The following is a 17,314-nucleotide window of genomic DNA, read 5'->3' as shown; positions in this document are numbered from 1 at the left end:
CCAAAATTATTCACGCGGCTTCCCCCACACAAAAGAAATCACTCGGCAAATCTGGTAAGAAGCCGCCGCAATCCCGCATTTGATTGTAGCCTGCGAAAGCCTCGGTGCACATCAGCAACGAGGCTTCAACAGAGAGCTTCAGCAAGCGAAGACTACCCATAACTCTGGGAGCCCCGAGCATATTGGTGGCGAGCCGTCGAGCTGCAGCGTCATCGGTGCAAAATGCGCGATCCGTTGTTTCACAAATCGAGATGGATTCGAGTTCACCGTCGCCGATGTCGTGGTTGGTGACCAGCTCCAAAAAACGATCCGGCGAAATCTCATCATCTGAAACGAAATGGACGCGCCCGGCCGCCTGCAATGAGATGATCTCGGCAGCGCAATGCAATCCGCATTCCGAAACTACGATCGGAGACAGGGCGACCTCGGTGTTCGGCAGGCCGCAGACGATTGCGAGCTTCCCACAATTGTGAAGGTTTATGGCCGCACAGGCATCAATGAGTAGTCGCACGGCGCTCACCCATCGATGCGTGGGTCTCATAGAGGCTTTCGATCGTCGTACCGAGCCGATCAGCGATCCAAGACGGCGAGGCCGCGCCACGGGCTACGCTTTCATGGACAAACTTCATCAAAATCGGAGACACGACATCGAAGCTAATCTGCTCCCGAGGCGGTAGATTCAGTGCTTCGGCACGCTTCTCGGGGTTTTGGTGATGATCACGAATATACTGCGCGAGAGAGGCGGCGCCGCCAGGGGGTAAAAGGTCGAGATTTTCGCAACGTCGCGCAGCGACATCGAACGACACGCCATGCAGACGGGCGAGAATCAAAATTTCCACATCGCCGATCTCGTTGCTAGATGCGCCGATGAACCGACGTATTGCCTGCAGCGACCCGCCGACCGCTTGTGGCGGGAGCAGGAAGGCTGAAGAGAACGCATCAGCAAAGCCTTCCACGCGGTTGCGAAAGCTCCCGATGTTAGATGCGAGATCGAGGTGCGCAGACTTTACTGAATGATGGGCCACGACGTGGCCCAGCTCATGCCCAAGGGTGAACAACATGCGCGCGCGAAAGCGCGGTGAAACGAACACAAACAAATAGCCGCCCGCAGCAACAGAGGCGCCTTCAAACTTGGAATTCTTGAGTTGACTGACGATCAGTCCATCAAGGGCGCGTAGGCGTTGAGGAAGGTCGATAGCTGGGCTGTCGACCTCGCCTGGGTAAATAACAGTACGCAGCTCAGCTGCTAATCGCTCGGCTTCATCATAGGTTTCCGGCCCCCGCAGGCCGAATTGTCCGATCCATTCGGGAAGGCGTTCGCGAACAGGGAGGATCTTTAACGCAGCGTCCACAAAGCCAGCCAATCGGTCAAGCGTCGGTTCACGCTCTGAGGCAGCAGCCTCCGGTGCTCGGAAGAGCGTCCCAAGCGCAGAACTGTTTGCAGGCGATCCAGCAGAGGTGAACGCACGCATTGATAACTTAAGCCCACGAGCTAAAGCCCGAAGCTCGGATGCGGTTACCGGAGAGCCGTCGAGAATCTCTTTCACGCGCTCTACTGCCAAGCGAGTCCGCGAAGCGATCTCACCAGGTTGGAGCGAAAGCGCCCGGAGGGTGGCAGCGACGTTTACCATTTAAGCTGACTGTTGCTTGATTCCCTGCAGCCAGTCCAGGGTCTTCTCGATCTGGACCTGATCTAGTCGCGCCCAGCGCCCCATCAGGTCGATAACCCGGTTGGCGCGTCGCTTCTCCAAAATCGAAGAGAGCCGGTCCAAAGTTTCACTTCGGCCTTGCGCCACCTCCGAAGGCGTTTCAAGCGCCACTGGATTAACGCCAACCAGATAATTTTCTATGCGGCTAGCGAAATTGGTTGGGCTGTGGGTGTCGAGGGGGTGCTGATTGCCGGTACCGTCAATCAATATGTTGCCGACGACTTTTCCTTCAGCATTCAATTGGAGCCGGTTCTCCGGGAAGCGCTCGTACGCCGCTAGTGCATCAATTTTCTCCGCCACTTCGAAACCGCCGACAACATATTGCTGAACGCCTCTGGTGGTGCCGCTGATGACAAACACATAGTCGCCTGGCCGCACCACGCGCCGGATAGGGGGCATGCAACCACCAAGAGTCGGAGTATTCCTAAATATAGGGTCATTTAGGTTTCGTTTACGCTCGGGGTCCGCATTGGGACTGCTGATGTAGATATAACCTTTCATGAATCGTCACTCCCCCAACCGACAATCGCGCACGAAATAAAAGGCTCCAACCGAAAGAAAAAGCCTTATTTGAACAAGCATGGCATGTGTGCCGCTGCGTATCAAGCGGCCGCATTGATGCAGCTGTTCGGTCTTGAGCTGGATGGAACCGTATCATGATGTGAACGCCGGCCAACCCGGCAGGAATGGCTGCCAACGATCGGCTGAACTTCAAGCGGACTGAGAACAATGTCCTAGCCATTGCGCTCAAAGCCGCCGTAAGACGAAGTCGGTAACGTCCGCTTTCCTTGGTCGAATGCTCAAGACCGGACGGAGCAAAGTGTCCCATTTATGCATTTACCCCGCTCTGATTTCTTGACCTGCGCCAAAGATGCGGCATACCCTGATCTTCGCGCCATTTCGCGGGACGCTGCAACAGGCCCAACCCACTGACCCCGGCTCCGAATACACCGGAGAATGCAGTATAAAGTCCAGCTCAGATATCGGTGCTAAGACAAAGACCTCGTTCCCACAGCCACGCTTCAATCTCGGCAAGAGTGACCTTGCCCGAATTGCCTACATTCATTATTTTACCGCGCGTCAATGTTGCAACCCGCTCCGGAAGTAGCCGGTCGCGCTCAGCAGGGTCCGCTTCCGGCTCGATGACTAAATATCGTAACACGTTGTTGGCCCGGCCTGACAATGCCGCACGGTTGGTTTGAATAGCTTCCTCCCGGGCACGCAACTCTTCACGTGACATGACATCGCGCACCCGGCCGATGCTGATCCCAAATGCTGCGGCAATTTCGCGCGGTTTCATGCCTTTGGCTTTCATGGCAATCATACGCTTTCCGCGCTTCTCTGCATCGCTTGGCTTCTGTCTGGGTTGACGCATCGCAGGGCGTTTCACCTCGATTACGCGAACACCGTCCCAGAAGCGAATGGTGTGCAATGACCGATATCTGATCGCATCCATTGCCCATGTTTTTGCAGCGTCAACATCTGGCACATCGACCAGCCTCATTGATGGCTCGCCATCGTCGGAAACCAGATAGAATGCAAACGCAGGCACAAGTTCGTCCTTTGGAAAGACCATGATTTTCAGATAAAATCATTCCGTCGGCAAGATTGCAATTGCACCGCCGTACGGCGCAAAAATACGCCGACACCAGCAAGGAACAGCAGCATATTTGCCGAAACATTCGCCCGACAATGTTTCATCTGATATTGAAAGGGCTGGACACGCAAACCTCATTCGCACGATTTAGGCGGGACGTCCGTGCGCTTTTCTCGCTGCTGTCGCTCTTGATCAAGTTCACGCGCGATCTGACGGCCCAGGAGGCGCGCAAGTCGTAGGATGGCGGCATCCGCTTCGGTAGAAAGACGGGGAGGCGCATCTCGATTGGGCCGCTTCTTCTTCATCGCGGCCGTGTCCAGGATTTGAAGTGTGCCCAGTTGTTAGAACCGTAAAACAAAGCTCGATGGAGGGCAGGAGGAAAGGAGGGGGCAGGAGTTTTGCGGCGGCCATGGGCGATCGGTCCACGGTGATCAGGGCGGATCGGTTTCCAGTCGGATGAACCTGTGTTATTTTTCCAGATGGAAAGGCTCTGCAGATGCAGGATGTTGATCACGTTGAAAGAACAGATGAGGCAGGCTCGCCATCGCCGCGTGCTGCCGATTGGTTTTGGCGGCCATGGTACGCGAAACTCTACTGGGTGACGGCGCTGCTGTACTGGATTGGTCTCGAGATCATGATAACCATCCCGTATGACCGAGTGAATAGCTCCGTGGCCAACACCATGGTGCTGCTCATCATCGTCTTCAATCCGATCACGGTGATAGCCGTGCTGGGATTTGGCTTCCTCAAAGCCAAGGTCGCATGCGGGAAATGGGTGATAACGCAAGGACCACCTTCGCAAAGACCTATGATCGATCCTTACACAGATCCCTTTGATATACGATCTGGGAGTATCCACCATAGACATATCGGCTCGTAGAAAGATGAACATTAGGGATCTCGGCGCTCCTTGAAGCTCGGGTCTCCGTCCGCTGGACCCTTATCTCGATCCAATAGCGATCGACCTGAACTCAAGATCGACGATTGTTCCATCGATGTCAGAGGGGCGGTAACCTGCATGGTACCACGACCAGAATCTGCTTGTTCTAAGTAGCGATTTCGAAGGCCTTGATTGCCGAGAACGCCGTCGCTCAATTCCTTTGCAAATGCTTCTTCGGGGCGTCCCGAACGGGCAGCAGCGTTTTCTGCCGACGCGATGACCTCACGAACATCGTAATTCACGATGTCCATCGACGACTGTGCCGAAACGGTCGCAGCTCCCCGATCAGAGATATCCATTCCCAGCTTGCCGCTCAGCGATCCGGTACCGTTACCGGAGGTACCCGCTTTACCTTCGTTACGTTTGCCGCTGGCGCTGACGCCCCTGCTAGCCGTTGCGGAGAGATCCCCGGACACGCTCTGGGTGTTTGAAGTCTGATGGTCTGCGGTACGGGAAAGCGACCGTTGCCACCCTGTCTGCACCATGATCGCGGTGACGTCGCGCTCCAGCGTATCAGCGATCTGCGGTTTCAGCCGCCAGTCACCCCGCCGATCCATCTCGAACCCGCCGCGCAACCAGTTGGCCATGGCGGCCTGGCCTTGCGCGCCGCTGCCCAGGAAATGCTCGATGGTGTCCGGCCCCGCCTGTTTGCCGGCTTCGAACCGCGTGCTGGTATCGTTGCGCGCAGACTGGCTGAACCCGGTGCTGCTGGAGACGAGGAGATCATTATGGGCAAAACTGAACCGGGCACGCCCACCATTGGCGATCGCGCCGAGCTGGCTTTCGTTGATCAAGCCACCTCGCCACATCTGCGCGGCTAGTTCCGGCGTCAGGTTGAGGCCGATGTCCCCATTTTGGTCCATGGCGATCTGGCGCTTCGACATCTCCACGCCATGCTCGCGGAGCAGCGCCTGGGTGCGAGTGAGCCGCTCCTTGTCGACGGTGCCGGTCAGTCGCTCGTTGCGTGCGCGATCGGCGATGCCTTCCGCACCGCCTTCAGCCATATCGACCTGATTTCCGGCAGTGCCCGCCAGCGTGCGAATGAAAGAATCCAGACGCGCGGCTTCGCGGACCGACACGCCAGCGGCAGCAGCGCCTTGTGCAAAACCGGCATTGTCCGCCTGGTGCCGTTGCTCGCCTATTTGGGCCGAGCTGCGCACGCCATCAGGACCGATCTCGCGCTGGGCATCAAGCTTGCCCGACCGCTCGGCAAAATCATAACCAGCGGCCTCGCGCGTGCGGCCATAGACACTCGTGCCCTCGCGCACGGCTTGCGCTGTTGCTCCGTCGGCAGTGCCGACCTGAACAGCGGCATTATAGCTTTCCAGGGCGCGCAGCACCTGCGCCTCGTTGCGCCCGGTCGAGCGCGACAACTGGCTGATCGCGCTCGATCGCGCTTCGCCCGAAAGTGCATTGATGAACCCGATGCGCCGGCTTGTCTCGGTGACCGAGAGACCGAGCATCCCTGCGGCTTCGCGCTGCCCGTGATTATGCCCGGTGCGATGGGCCTGTTCCGTCGCGACATTGCCGCGCTCGACCGCCGCAACCCTATCGCCGGCATAGTCCCGACGTCCCTCCATCGCGCCAACCTGAGTCTGCGCGGCAGTCAGGTCATTACGGAGCATCTGTTCCTGATCGAAGGCGTTGGCCGTGATCTTGGCGAAGGTCGGATCAGCGCCCGCCTGAGCGATAACGGTCGACGCCTTGAGCGCCGCATCCTTTGCATCATAGCCACTGCGCTCAAAATGCCGCTGCGCGCCCGATTGCATCATCTCATAGGCTTGGCTGTCGCCGAACGCCTTCCACTGCACCATGTTCTGCGCGAAAGTGGCAAAAGCGCGTTCGCCACCCTGGCCTTCGCCGAAGTAGCTCGTGCCAAGCTTGCGGAGCGCGTCTCCCTGCGCAAAATTGTGGATTGCGGACGTCGCCGCATTGGCGCGGATCGCGCTGGCCGTGGCGGGATCGCTTAAATTCCGCCCGGCAAGGGCAGGGGAAAGCCCGCCCAGCTCCCGCGCGGCATCGGCCCGGCCAAGCCCGAACGCCGCAGTTCCGGTCGCGCCGCCGCCATGTTCTCCGATGACCGACCCGGCTGAAGAAAATGCGCGATCGAGCCCAAAACTGCTGCGCTCGCCAAAATCGCCGAACCCCGTCGATGTCGAGCGCCGCGCCATCGTGCCACCAGCCGAAGCCTGTGCCTCCAGCGCAGTGGCATAGCCCTCGCTGGTCCCGACGGTTGCCGCCGCCATGCTGCCCTGGCCCTGGACACCGAGCATGCCTGAAGTGAACGCGGTGAACATGTTGCCAGAAAAGCGGAACACGGTGAACACGAATGCGCCCGCCAGGCCCGCGGCTGCGGTTCGGAACGAGCCGAAGATCGCCAGCGCCTTCATCGCTGCCGACGGCGCGAGAATCCAGCTATCGGCAGCCACGTTGGTCGCGCGCAGTTCGGCCAGCACATCCATCGCCCGGCCAAGGGTGAGCTGGTAAATGCCCGCATCGATCACGCCCCACAGCGCGACAAACACGAACAGGCCGAGTGCGAAGCTTGCGACCCGCAGGTTGATCGGCGTCAGGATGAACAGCAGCGCGATCGGCATCATCATGAGCATGATCGCGAACACCGAAGCCCGGATGGTCGGCATCCACGCATTGGCCGTCGAAAGCGTCGCAAGTCCGTTGGACTCGATCGCCCGGTTCGCCATCACACGTGCGGTCGCAGCCGGTGAATCCTCGAACAAGACATCGCCGACCGTCTGACCGAGCAGGATGTTGGTGAGGAATGTCTGCCGACTCATCGATTGGCCCAGCATCATGTCGCCCAGCGCGTCGATCTGCTGGCGGCAGCGATCGCGCTGGCTGGTCTGGTTCACATCGAATCCGGTGCGCGCGCAGACCTGATCGCTGTAAGCGTCGAACGCTGTGGCATCCGACAGACGGTCGGCAATATGGGCCCAGGCTGCATCGCAGCTCATCGTCGTGCCGCCCTTGTCGCTCGCCGTATAGACGGTCGAGAAGGTGGCGGGGCCAGCCATAGCCGCAAAGGAAGCGGGGAGGTCAGTTGAGGTGCGGAACAGCTGATCGTCATCGATGCCATAGGCCGGCGAGACACGCGCGACCGGATAGCATTGCCGCACATAATCCTTCACCGTTGCATCAAGGAAGGTGTCTATGATCGGGCTGCGCGGCGAGACTGCGTTGAGGAACAGGTCGAACGCATGGCCGCCAGCGCCAAATTCCAGCTTGGCATTGGGGTCGGTGGTATTGTCGTCGATGGTTTCAGCCAGCGCCCGTTCCATCAGGTTGGTGACACCCGCGACCAGCACGATGAGATTGGGAACGTCGCCGACCGGCTGATAGGCGTTGCGCACCCGGTCATAGATATGGACGGTACCGGTCGTGGCGATCATTCCGGCGAACAGGCCTATACCGACCAGCATCTGGAAGCCGAAGGCAACCAAGCCCATGCCAGAACCCCGAATGCTGGCGATAACCGCGCCGAACGCAATGCCGACCACCGCGACAATCAAAACCAGCGTCTCATAGCGCGGATCGCCGAAGATCATCGCCACCAGGTGGAAGGCATCGACGGTTTCGGAAAAGCCGTCCCAGGTGTGATAGCTGGCATCGATCGCTAGCGCAGGCGCGGCGCTCAGCAAGCCGAACAGGACGCACGCCAGGCGGATGAGATGACGCATGGCTCGCCTCACCGGTTGCGATTGGCGTTTGCGCCAGCGGCGTCACGCGCATCACGGTCGCGCTGGCGCACCACCCCGGCATAATTTGCCGAGAGGTTCGCCTGGTTCATGGCCGCGATGTAGGACTGGCGCATCTGCGCGCGCTGGCGCAACACTTCGTCGCGCAGTTCGCTTAGCTGCTCGATGCCCTTGGTCAGGATGCGCGTCTGGCAGATGTTCGTGTTGTCCGCGTCAGCCGCGCCCGCTGTCGTCACGCCGCGCTCTGCATTCTGGAGCGCAAAGTCGATAGAGCGGGTCAGATCATTGAGCATCTGATAGGCGAGGGTGAGGGCGACCAGCTCGTCGGTGTCGGCGATCACGCTGTCGGTCAGGCCCTGCCGCACGCCCCATTCGAGCAGCCGATAGACCGGCAGGGTCCGCACATTGGCGACGAACTGCTTTTCTTCAGTGGTCAGCGCGGCGCGGGTACGGATCTTGGCGGCCACCGATTCCATCCTTTCGCGCGCCAGCAGCAGCGCGCCGCGCCCGGCGCCGTTCACCGAGCAATCCGAAGCTGTCGCGGGAATGTTGAGCGCGCGGGAGGGCACGCGTCCGGTCAGAAAATCATCGGCGCTCTCGCTATCCTGGCGCGGGCAGGCGGGGATGGCCGAAAAGAGCGGCACCTTGTCCTTATCATCCCAGCGCATATAGACGTCGCCCACCCGTGCGCGCATCACGCCGGCCCAGTCGGACGCCCCGACGCGCGCGGCGGCATGCGCCAGCAGCGAGCCGGTCTTGAAGATGTCGGTGACCTCGGCCGGGCAGTTCGCGAGCGCGTCCTTGAGATCCTCGGTCGGATTGCCCTTATTGGCCTGTATCTTCTCGCGACTTTGTTGCCAGCTATTGGCATAGCCTGCACGGATCGACTTGTAGCCGGTCATCTCCTCGACGATCCCCGACATATTATCATCGCCTTTGGCGATCTGCACCATGCGGTTGGCGAGACGGCAGTCGTTCACCTGGATCGAATTGAGGTAATTGGTCGCTGCCTCCATCTTCGAGATGATGTTACCCATTTTCTCGTCGAGCGTTTCGAGCAGATATTGGAAAGCGACGGCCGGCGCGGCCTGCAGGATCGTCTCCAGCTTCTGGACCAGATAGTCGGGGTCGAGAAACGACATGCCGCCCAGAAACATGTCGATGCCGCCGCAGCCGGCCTTCACCTTGGGAAGCGTCAGGCTCATCAGATAGTCGTCATGGACATCGACGCGGCCCGACATGCCGCCCGCGGTCACATAGCCGCGGGTCTGGTCCTCGAAGCTGCCCGGCGAGCTATAGGTGACATTATCGAACCAGCTTTCGGCCCAGCCTTGTGCATAGGCAGGGGCCGCCTGGCCGCATGACGCGACGAGAATGGAGAAGGCGAGGGTCAGACGATATGGATGATGTCGCATGGCAGGCTTCCTGATGAAAATGGACATGTGACGCCGCCCCGCCATGATCAGCGTCGCTTTGGGTTAGGGGAGGTCAGCGCCCTTACGCCGACGATCCCGGTAAATTTCGACATGGCGCGCACGCCTACCGCTGCCCGGGTTCCAGTCAGCATGCGGGCGGCAAGCCAGGCGTTGCGCCCAATATTGGCGCTATGGTCGGTGCCGATCGCGATCGGCACCATGCGGTTCGGGTCGGCAAGCGGCCGGACCCATGCGACGGGGTTTCCGACCCAGGGAAGGCCGAGACGTCCCGAGCGCAGCATCGCTTCCTCTTGCCCCAACGTCCGGACGTGCCAACCATAGCGGGTGCGGAAAGCGGAAAGCTTGATCCACAGATCGCCGCATGGCAGGCAGCCGGGCGATGTGCTCATCTCGATAGTGTAGAGCGCGGCCTGGCCACGCAGCATGGCCGCGAAATCGGCAGGAAAGTCGCGCGTGACCGGCACGCGGGCAAGCCACAGACGCATGTCTGCATCTGTCGACACCGGATGAATGGCGGCTCGCCTGGCAAGGCCGCGATCGGTCGGCTGCGCAGCAGCCATTGCAGGCGTCTGCACCGATATTGTCAGCATGAGAGCCCAGGAAAACAGGGCTTGGCCAAGGCGCGTCACGGCCTCGGTTCCCGCGCTTCGACGAGGTCGCCGCCGATCACGCGCGGATCGGTCGAGGAGACCGGCCCATTGGCGAGCGCATCGAAGAAGCCATCTTCCTCGCCAGCTCCTGTAAGCCATTGTTCGGGCCGGATGTCGCCGCGCAGCAGCCGGACCGCCTGATAGGCCATCTGGGCGAGATTGGGATAAGTCTCGACCCCCGCGGCGATCACCATGCGCTGTGCGCTGTTCCGTCGGATCACCATGGTGGTTGGCGTTACCTCGACCCCGAAGCGCTGGCTGAGTTCGGGTTTGCGGTCGAGATCCATCAGGCTGACCTGCCAGCCCATATCCTCCTGGAACCGCTGGACGATCGGCCATTGCACCTTGCAGTAGCCGCAGGAGTCCCGAGCGAACATGACCAGCGCAAATTCGCCGGCATGTGCGCGCAGATAGTGGCGGCGGACCCGATCCTTATGTGCGCCGAGCGCATCGCGGGCCTCGCCGACCATCGGATTGGCGGCCCGGGCGTTGAGTTCGGGGTGAGTGAGCATGGCAAGCTGGGTGACGCCGGCAAAGGCGCGCGCCTTGCGCCGGGCAAAATCCTGCAGCCGCCAGAAGTCGGCGACCGCATCGATAGTGAGAATAGTGGCGGCATAGTCGCGCTGCTGTTCGATCAGCTTGGCGATCCGGGGCGGCGCCCATTTGGCTAGTTCAACCATCGGCGGTATGACGGGTTTTGGGATGACATCATCGGCCGCTTCTTCCGCAGCGCTGGCCTTTGGGGTTTCATACCACCAATAGCCGCGTGTTCCGCGATCTCCCGGGCCTGGAGGCAGGGGCTGCGCACCCGCAATATCGACGGGCAGCAGCAGCAGGGCACCCAGAGCGACGAGGCGCTTCACAGCAGCTTCTTCATGCGGATGAGCCGCGCAATGGAGACCGGACCATAATAGCGGCTGTCATATCCGTCGGGATGGCGCGAGCCGACGAAGATCATGCCATCGGGAATATGCGGACTTTCCGGTCGCCAATGGTCAAGCGCCTTGCCGCTGAGCGATAAGGGTTTGGCGACGCCCATCAGTCTGCCATTGCAATAGTAGCAGCCGGTCCAACCGCGGCCCAGGGTGGCAGGCTTTTCAATCATCACGATCCGGTCGCCTGGCAAGCACAGCGCATATTTGGTGACATTCACTGGCTTGGGGCCGGCCAGCGGATCGGACAGAAGGAACGAGACGAGGTCGCCGTGACGGATCGGGCCGGGGGAGCGGTGCACGACCCAGGCATCGATGGAGGGCGTCATGACCAATGTCATCTGCGGCATCGCCCACCAGGCAAAGAGTCCAATCGGCAGCACGATCCCATAGGCCTTGAAAAGCTGACCCGAACGGGGCGGCTGCCCAAGACCAGCAGCGCCCAGCGCCACGGCTGCGCGCAGCGGCAGATCCTTGAGTTCGCGCCAGACCCGGTTACCGGCGCGCCATGTGAGCAAGAACATCCTGCACCTCCGCCTTGCCGCCAAGGCGGCCATATTCATCGAGAAGCCCGGTCAGGGCAGCATCGCCCAGCACGAGATGCGCTGCGCGCGGGCTCGCCTCGTCGCGCTCGCAATAGGGCCGGGTCGGATCGCCCGGGATCATCGCCAGCGCCGGCACCTGGCTGACGCGATGCTGCCGAAAAATCAGTGGATCGACGATCAGCTGCACGTCGCGCATGGCGCAGGCGGGACCTTCGCAGCCCGGATCGCGGCGCAGTATCGCGGCCGACAGTTGCGCCATCGGTCCAACCTGCCGCATCCCGCCCGGCATGCCGCGAAAAGCCATGACCCCCCTGGCCCGTTCGAGCTGCCCTGCATAAGTGCGCAGTGTTTCAACCGGCATGGAGGAGGACACGAACAGTAGCGGGACCCACTGGTTCGCGCTGCTGCCGGAAACAACGCCAGCCAATGCCGCTTCTTCGGGCTGTTCAAGACCCAGGGCCTGCGCGATACGCCGACTGGCGGTCTCTCGTTCGATGGCCAGGCCTTTGCGCGTCGCCGCGACGTCTGCCTTGACGCGATCCGCCATAGCGGGATCCTGCTTGCGCCTGTTGATCCCCTCGAAGGCGCGACGCTCCGCGCCAGCGTCGGCTTTTGAGGGCAGAACGGGCGAGGCTTTCGTTGAAGCCTTGGCCTTGGCGGCAGCCCGCTTCACGCGCTCCATAGCCGCGTCACCCTGATCCTGGATGCGCGTACGCGCATTTGCGCTCGTCGGCTGTTCGGCCACAGCCTCCGGTTCACTTGCTCGTACCGATGCGGGATAGAGCGCGAGAGCCGCCAGAAGCAGGGCGCGGCTAGTTGCTGATCGTCTGCATATGGGCATCGATCTTGTCCTTCATCTCGATCTGGATTTCGGATTGGGCGCGCGCCTCGATCTCCGTATAATATTCGGAGAGGTCCATTTTGCTGAAATCGAGCGCCTGGAATTCTTCCGGTTTGAAGCCGCGGCAATAGGGCTGCTTCGCGGTGCCCCAGCCGATGGCACTAAAGGCCTTCAACTGCGGGCGGCCCTGTTCCTGGATGATACGGCCAAGCTTCGTGTTGAAGCAGCAATGGCCCCGCGCCTTCTGGACGCACACGCCCAATATGCTCGACGAACAATAGCTGCCGATCTCATGGCACATGCTCGAACCGCGCAGCATGCCTACTTCCATATCCTGCTGGTCGCAGCCCTGGAGCAGGAGATCGATCATGAAATTGACCGCAAGACTGATCGCGATCGATGTGGGATCGATGCCGACGATGATCGCGTTGGCACCGGCACTCGCTGCCTGGCTTGCGGTCGCGCCTGCCTTGAAGGCCGTATACGCGGCTTTCATGCCGGTGAAGACGCCCTTGGCGACCGCGATCTTCGTCGTGATCGACGAGATCGAACCGCCCATGCCGTCCTTCACGATTTTCCCCTTGTCCTTGCAGCAATTCTGGAAGGTGGTGCTCAGGCCGGCAGGGCGGCAGCGCGCGGCGCGCCCGGAAAAAATCTCGATCGTGCCAAGGCAATTGCCATCGGCATCGACGGTGCCGTCGGCCGCGACGCCGGGATCATCCACCACCGGCTCCTCGACGATCGGATTGGCGCTGGTGTCGATACAGGCGTTGGCCGAGCAGGTCGGCGCGCCGCCGCTGGCCGGCACAGCGCAGGCATATTGATCGCCAAGAGGGCAGCGCATTGCTCCCGCTCCATCCGTCTCACACGGTGTTTCGCCAATGGGGCACATCCATCCACCTATCCCGGTCAAATTGCAGCTTGCCGTTTCGCCGTCGTCTGCGGCGTCGCCATTGCCGTTAAGATCGACAGCGCAAAGATGCTGGGCGATCGCGGCGCCGGGGAACACAGAAACAGCGCCGACGAGGAGGATCAGCCCCAAGGGAAAGGTGCGCCGCGATCTCATCGCACGGCACTCGTGCAGACCATGTCGGCGCCGCCCAAACGCACCGTCTGCATCATCACCACCGCTTCGGGAAAATCATCGATGCAGCCACAGCCCTGCACCAGTTCCTCGCCCTCCCCCGCAGGGCAGACACCATTGTCCTGGCAGGCGTGATAATGATAGTCCCAGCCCATGGGATCACTCTGTCTGGAACCGGTCACGCCATCGGGGGCTGCGGCTATATTGACCTGCGCCTTGCGGGTTTTGCAGATGGGCTCGCAGGCATTGACGCTGCCGGACACGGGCAAGGAGAAATCGCGGGTTGTCAGGCTATGGCTGCTATCGGCATTCTTCACCCGGTCAGCGAGCAAAGTCTCGGTCGAATGATCGATGATATAGGTGCCGCGCGAGAGATTAGGCTGCGGGACCGCGCCGCTATCGACCGTGCAGGCATAGCTGCGCTGGCGCTCGAAGAAGGTGCGGCTGATCGACGTCGCGCAGGCGCCCGTGCCGATCAACCGCGTCTGGGGCAGGGGGGTGAGCCCGGTCTTGACGCTGTTGCGATAGGTGATGACGCCATCGACATTCTCATCGTCGAGACCGCAGGCATCATTGGCCGCATAGCCCGAACAGCTATCGACAAGCTGCTCGCTCGACTTGCAGCCGGCGTCCACTTTCGCTTCGATCGCGGCATAGGCTTCACCGCCATCGGCAACCGCGACCCGCAACCAGATATCATGATCGCCTTGCGTCAGCCTGGCCGTAAGATCGAGGTCGGGATCGACATAGAAGGCGCTCTTCTTCTCGCATTTGCCCGGCGGCGGTCCCGATCCGGTCCAGACTTCCGGGCCAGAGCCAACCAGGTCTCCGTCGATCCTGATCTGCGCCCAATCGTCCCCGCCAAAGCGGGTCAGAAGTAGCTGCTGAAGCCTTGCGGCGTCCTTGACCCGCAATGTCATGTGAAAATCTATGAGGCTGCAGGATCCGCCAGACAGGCTGTTGTCGGCGGGCGAGCCCATGACGAAGGTGCGGCTGTTTGGATCTGCTGCGAAGGTTGCGTAGCCGCCCGCCACGCGATCGACGATCATCTCGGCGGTCATCTCTTCCTGCGTGATCTGCCGGGTGATGGCGCAACTCCGGCGCACCTGCGACGTGCCGGTTCCGGTCGACGAGGCGGAAAGCGCCTGGAAAATGCTGCTCGTTTGCGCGGCGCCATAGGCGTCGCCCGCCATGGCGCCGGGATTGGCCTTGTAGGCCGTGGCGCCAACCTGCGGTTGCGCCGTGCAGGATGTGGTTTGCGCGCCGGTATAGCGGATGAGCGGGCCATCGATGGACGCCTGCGCGATGCCGATACGCGGATCGGCCGTGGTGAGCGCGCCGACAACGCCGCCGCCCAGATCCTTGAGGATTGAGGCCATATTGCCCCAGACCAGATTGCTGCCGCAGCTATTATTGACGCAGTAACAACCGGCCAGATCGGTCAGCTCGACCTGCGAAAGCTTCAGTGCCCCGGATGCAGAAGCGCCCCAGCGGAAGAAGCGGCACGCGTCCCAACTGCCCGGCGCGCAGGAGATGATCCCATTGGCGCAAATCCCGGACGTGGGGACCGGAACGGTCAGTGCCTCATCGAAGCTCCCGTCGAGATCGCTGTCGCGCGAGATGCTGAGCGTGCCGATATCGCCGGTGGCGCTGGGCTGGGCGAGCAGTTCGAGCAGCGTCGCGCTTTTCTGGCAGGCAAGATTGGGGGTGAAGGTCTTTTTGGTGTCGACCGTGGTGATGGGCTGTCCCGCCAGACCCGGCGTCACATAATTGCCAAGCAGCGCGTCGCTGTCAGCGCTCTTCGCTCGCGCGGCGGCCGCCGCAGCTCGGGCGCGGTCCTGCGCGGTCTGCGCAGGGAGCGGGACATGCAGGCTCAGTGCTGCGACAAGGACGAGGGTAGCTGGCCTCATGGCAGCGTCTCGCGCAGAGCGATCTGCCGCGACCCGCGCCGCAGCCGGAACAGAAATATAGCTGGAACAGGGTCGGCAAGCTCTGCCCGGAATACAGCCTGGCCTTCAAAAACGGTCAGCGTGACCACGACCATATGCGGCGAAGAGGGGACCGCCGCATGATCGTCTGTATCTATGGCCACGCCGACCGTCCGACCGGTGCCGCAGGGGGGATGCGACACCGGCCTGACCGCATGGGGAACGCCTGGCTCGGTGGAATGACGGGCAGACCATCGGCTGATGCCAGGCGAGGGCATGCGGATCGGGAAAGGCGACCTGTTCATGGCGTCGAAACCCCGGCGCAGCAGATCGTCTTTTCAAACAGCATGAACTGCGCATTGTCCTTGCCCGGCGCATGTTTGGCGGACGTCCATAGCGCGCCTGGCCGCCCGACATTGACGCACTGGCCACCTTTGACCGGTTCCATCAGCTGGAACTTGTAGCGGCTCTTGGTCCAGACCGGCTGCGGGATGAACGAGCAGCCATCCGCTGAACTGACGGTAAGGGCACCAAGCCGCCCCATCATGAAGACGCCGCGCGCGGCGAGCCCCGCCCAGGCCTCGACGCTGTCGCCAAAATGGATGTCGCCGGCGATCGGATAGGTCGCGCCCCAGGACCCCATGCACCAGAACAGCGGATCGACGACCTTCCCCGCAGCGGCCGCGGCGCTGTCGGCCATGCAGGCAAGGCCTGCGGCCGGATTGCCGAACAGGATTGCCTCTGGCTGGATGATCGCGCCCAAAGTCGCCGACTGCCAGGTCGGCAGCACTTCGGTGATCAGCGCCACGTCGAAGCCGTCATCCTCGATGCAGGGCAGGTCGGTGAACATGTCGAGCATCTTCCAGACCGGCGCGATATAATAGTGCATCTGCGCGAACATCTTGCGCGTGTTGGTGCCATCGGCAATGCTGGTCTGGCTGCCTTGCAGCCTGCCACCGGTCGGCATGATGTCAGCGCCCAGCGCCATCATGCAGCCAGGCTCGGTCACCACGTCGACCATGCGATTGGGCGACCAGAAGCTGACCTTGACGCCGAACCAGAATGTCACGCCCTTGCGGCACGCGCATAAAGGCTTGGAGGCCGATTGCGCGTCGAGCGCCTTGCCGAGCGGATCGCTCGGACCCACCTTTACCCCGCCGATGGTGATCGGAAAGATGCAGTTCCAGCGCACCTTGGTGATAGGATTGAAGATCGTGCCCGCCTCGCATTTGGAGGCATGGGCGGGGGACGCGATCGCCAGTGCCGCGAGGGCTGAGCCGAGCGTCAAAATGCTTCGGACAGAGAGCATCTTCATCGCGCAGCCCTCCGGTGGCTTGGCGGGATGGCGACCTCGGTCAGCACCAGCTTTTGCCCCGCCTGTGCGACGATCACCGGCGCGACTTTCAGGCCAAGCCGTGCCTTGACGCGCTCCTCGAGCAAAAACATTGCCCGGCCGTGCTGCTCACCCAATGTGATGGCATCGGCATTTGTATCACTAGCCTGGGAAAGACCACCGGCGGCAAGCAGGATGAAATCGGCGGGGCTTGCGGTGCGCAGTGCCCAGGCAACATCGCTGGGGTGCACGATGATGAGCCGTTGGGGTAGCGACACATAGGCAAGCGGATTGAAGCTATAGCCTTTGGCGTAAAGCAGCTTTCCACCCGGTAGCCGAATATCCTGATCGAGGGTGTAGAAGGGCACCACCGTCCGGTGCCGATCGGCATGGGCGATGCCGAGCGCTGCAGGCTTCATGGCCGACCAGCGCTCGCGCGGGCCAAAGGCGGCTTTCATGTCGGGGACATGCGCGGCGCGGCTTTCGATCTCGCTCAGCGCATCGGGCTCGGCGATCGGCCAGGTGCGCCCGATAGTGCTGGTCGCAGCGGTGACGGGCGGCTGCGTCATCAGCCCGGTCATCAGCGCCAAGGGCGCTATTACTCGT

General features: G+C 61.5%; 17 protein-coding genes. 2 read left to right on the top strand and 15 right to left on the bottom strand.

The window, feature by feature from the left end; genetic code table 11:
* Positions 1–10: 10 nt before the first annotated feature.
* The 4 genes from ACZ2HM_RS13670 to ACZ2HM_RS13655 all read right to left on the bottom strand — a co-directional run bounded on the left by ACZ2HM_RS13670 (position 11) and on the right by ACZ2HM_RS13655 (position 3,261).
* Complete coding sequence (locus ACZ2HM_RS13670; protein ID WP_470425446.1) at positions 11–511, bottom strand: PIN domain-containing protein; 501 nt, start codon at positions 509–511, stop codon at positions 11–13.
* Positions 495–1,547, bottom strand: coding sequence for an ImmA/IrrE family metallo-endopeptidase (locus ACZ2HM_RS13665; protein WP_470425445.1), 1,053 nt, complete (start codon positions 1,545–1,547; stop codon positions 495–497). Before ACZ2HM_RS13665 ends, ACZ2HM_RS13670 begins: the two co-directional genes overlap by 17 nt.
* Positions 1,548–1,631: 84 nt before the next feature.
* Positions 1,632–2,210, bottom strand: a complete 579-nt coding sequence (locus ACZ2HM_RS13660) for a hypothetical protein (RefSeq protein WP_470425444.1) — start codon at positions 2,208–2,210, stop codon at positions 1,632–1,634.
* 475 nt (positions 2,211–2,685) lie between these two features.
* Positions 2,686–3,261, bottom strand: a complete 576-nt coding sequence (locus tag ACZ2HM_RS13655; protein WP_470425443.1) for a hypothetical protein — start codon at positions 3,259–3,261, stop codon at positions 2,686–2,688.
* A 62-nt stretch (positions 3,262–3,323) separates the two neighbouring features.
* On the opposite strand from ACZ2HM_RS13655, the gene ACZ2HM_RS13650 reads away from it, so the two are divergent.
* Positions 3,324–3,545: a hypothetical protein gene (locus ACZ2HM_RS13650; RefSeq protein ID WP_176414523.1), complete on the top strand. Its 222-nt coding sequence runs from the start codon at positions 3,324–3,326 to the stop codon at positions 3,543–3,545.
* A gap of 257 nt (positions 3,546–3,802) precedes the next feature.
* Positions 3,803–4,186, top strand: coding sequence for a hypothetical protein (locus ACZ2HM_RS13645; protein ID WP_470425442.1), 384 nt, complete (start codon positions 3,803–3,805; stop codon positions 4,184–4,186).
* 11 nt (positions 4,187–4,197) lie between these two features.
* Here ACZ2HM_RS13645 and ACZ2HM_RS13640 read toward each other — a convergent pair whose 3' ends face one another.
* The 11 genes from ACZ2HM_RS13640 to ACZ2HM_RS13590 all read right to left on the bottom strand — a co-directional run bounded on the left by ACZ2HM_RS13640 (position 4,198) and on the right by ACZ2HM_RS13590 (position 17,277).
* Positions 4,198–7,941, bottom strand: coding sequence for a conjugal transfer protein TraG N-terminal domain-containing protein (locus tag ACZ2HM_RS13640; protein ID WP_470425441.1), 3,744 nt, complete (start codon positions 7,939–7,941; stop codon positions 4,198–4,200).
* Positions 7,942–7,949: 8 nt separating this feature from the next.
* Positions 7,950–9,374, bottom strand: coding sequence for a conjugal transfer protein TraH (locus tag ACZ2HM_RS13635; protein WP_470425440.1), 1,425 nt, complete (start codon positions 9,372–9,374; stop codon positions 7,950–7,952).
* A 47-nt stretch (positions 9,375–9,421) separates the two neighbouring features.
* A complete protein-coding gene (locus tag ACZ2HM_RS13630; RefSeq protein ID WP_470425439.1) occupies positions 9,422–9,985 on the bottom strand; it encodes a hypothetical protein in 564 nt (187 codons plus the stop codon).
* Positions 9,986–10,020: 35 nt separating this feature from the next.
* Complete coding sequence (locus ACZ2HM_RS13625; protein ID WP_470425438.1) at positions 10,021–10,908, bottom strand: conjugal transfer protein TraF; 888 nt, start codon at positions 10,906–10,908, stop codon at positions 10,021–10,023.
* Entirely contained in the window at positions 10,905–11,501 is a 597-nt protein-coding gene (locus tag ACZ2HM_RS13620) for a S26 family signal peptidase (protein WP_470425437.1), read from the bottom strand. Before ACZ2HM_RS13620 ends, ACZ2HM_RS13625 begins: the two co-directional genes overlap by 4 nt.
* Positions 11,473–12,363: a type-F conjugative transfer system pilin assembly protein TrbC gene (locus ACZ2HM_RS13615; protein WP_470425436.1), complete on the bottom strand. Its 891-nt coding sequence runs from the start codon at positions 12,361–12,363 to the stop codon at positions 11,473–11,475. The genes ACZ2HM_RS13620 and ACZ2HM_RS13615 overlap by 29 nt, the downstream gene beginning before the upstream one ends.
* Complete coding sequence (gene traN, locus ACZ2HM_RS13610) at positions 12,335–13,429, bottom strand: conjugal transfer protein TraN (protein WP_470425435.1); 1,095 nt, start codon at positions 13,427–13,429, stop codon at positions 12,335–12,337. The genes ACZ2HM_RS13615 and traN overlap by 29 nt, the downstream gene beginning before the upstream one ends.
* Positions 13,426–15,357 carry a hypothetical protein gene (locus ACZ2HM_RS13605; protein WP_470425434.1) on the bottom strand — a complete coding sequence of 644 codons (1,932 nt, stop codon included), beginning with the start codon at positions 15,355–15,357 and terminating at the stop codon, positions 13,426–13,428. The genes traN and ACZ2HM_RS13605 overlap by 4 nt, the downstream gene beginning before the upstream one ends.
* Positions 15,354–15,539 (bottom strand): hypothetical protein, encoded by a 186-nt coding sequence (locus tag ACZ2HM_RS13600; protein WP_470425433.1) that lies wholly within the window; start codon positions 15,537–15,539, stop codon positions 15,354–15,356. The genes ACZ2HM_RS13605 and ACZ2HM_RS13600 overlap by 4 nt, the downstream gene beginning before the upstream one ends.
* A gap of 137 nt (positions 15,540–15,676) precedes the next feature.
* The gene (locus ACZ2HM_RS13595; protein WP_470425432.1) at positions 15,677–16,690 is read right to left on the bottom strand and encodes a TraU family protein; all 1,014 of its coding nucleotides are present in this window, start codon (positions 16,688–16,690) and stop codon (positions 15,677–15,679) included.
* Positions 16,687–17,277 carry a conjugal transfer protein TraW gene (locus tag ACZ2HM_RS13590; protein ID WP_470425431.1) on the bottom strand — a complete coding sequence of 197 codons (591 nt, stop codon included), beginning with the start codon at positions 17,275–17,277 and terminating at the stop codon, positions 16,687–16,689. The genes ACZ2HM_RS13595 and ACZ2HM_RS13590 overlap by 4 nt, the downstream gene beginning before the upstream one ends.
* Between the last annotated feature and the right edge of the window lie 37 nt (positions 17,278–17,314).

It is taken from the genome of Sphingobium sp. KKT206 (genome assembly GCF_055640555.1).
This window is presented reverse-complemented; position numbering and strand designations above follow the sequence as displayed.

What these genes read in the sequence shown, in the direction of transcription:
- ACZ2HM_RS13635 (WP_470425440.1), bottom strand. Translation starts at nt 9,374, where the DNA reads ATGCGACATCATCCATATCGTCTGACCCTCGCCTTCTCCATTCTCGTC.
- ACZ2HM_RS13645 (WP_470425442.1), top strand. Translation starts at nt 3,803, where the DNA reads ATGCAGGATGTTGATCACGTTGAAAGAACAGATGAGGCAGGCTCGCCA.
- ACZ2HM_RS13630 (WP_470425439.1), bottom strand. Translation starts at nt 9,985, where the DNA reads ATGCTGACAATATCGGTGCAGACGCCTGCAATGGCTGCTGCGCAGCCG.
- ACZ2HM_RS13620 (WP_470425437.1), bottom strand. Translation starts at nt 11,501, where the DNA reads ATGTTCTTGCTCACATGGCGCGCCGGTAACCGGGTCTGGCGCGAACTC.
- ACZ2HM_RS13640 (WP_470425441.1), bottom strand. Translation starts at nt 7,941, where the DNA reads ATGCGTCATCTCATCCGCCTGGCGTGCGTCCTGTTCGGCTTGCTGAGC.
- ACZ2HM_RS13615 (WP_470425436.1), bottom strand. Translation starts at nt 12,363, where the DNA reads ATGCCCATATGCAGACGATCAGCAACTAGCCGCGCCCTGCTTCTGGCG.
- ACZ2HM_RS13660 (WP_470425444.1), bottom strand. Translation starts at nt 2,210, where the DNA reads ATGAAAGGTTATATCTACATCAGCAGTCCCAATGCGGACCCCGAGCGT.
- ACZ2HM_RS13595 (WP_470425432.1), bottom strand. Translation starts at nt 16,690, where the DNA reads ATGAAGATGCTCTCTGTCCGAAGCATTTTGACGCTCGGCTCAGCCCTC.
- ACZ2HM_RS13590 (WP_470425431.1), bottom strand. Translation starts at nt 17,277, where the DNA reads ATGACGCAGCCGCCCGTCACCGCTGCGACCAGCACTATCGGGCGCACC.
- ACZ2HM_RS13605 (WP_470425434.1), bottom strand. Translation starts at nt 15,357, where the DNA reads ATGAGGCCAGCTACCCTCGTCCTTGTCGCAGCACTGAGCCTGCATGTC.
- traN (WP_470425435.1), bottom strand. Translation starts at nt 13,429, where the DNA reads ATGAGATCGCGGCGCACCTTTCCCTTGGGGCTGATCCTCCTCGTCGGC.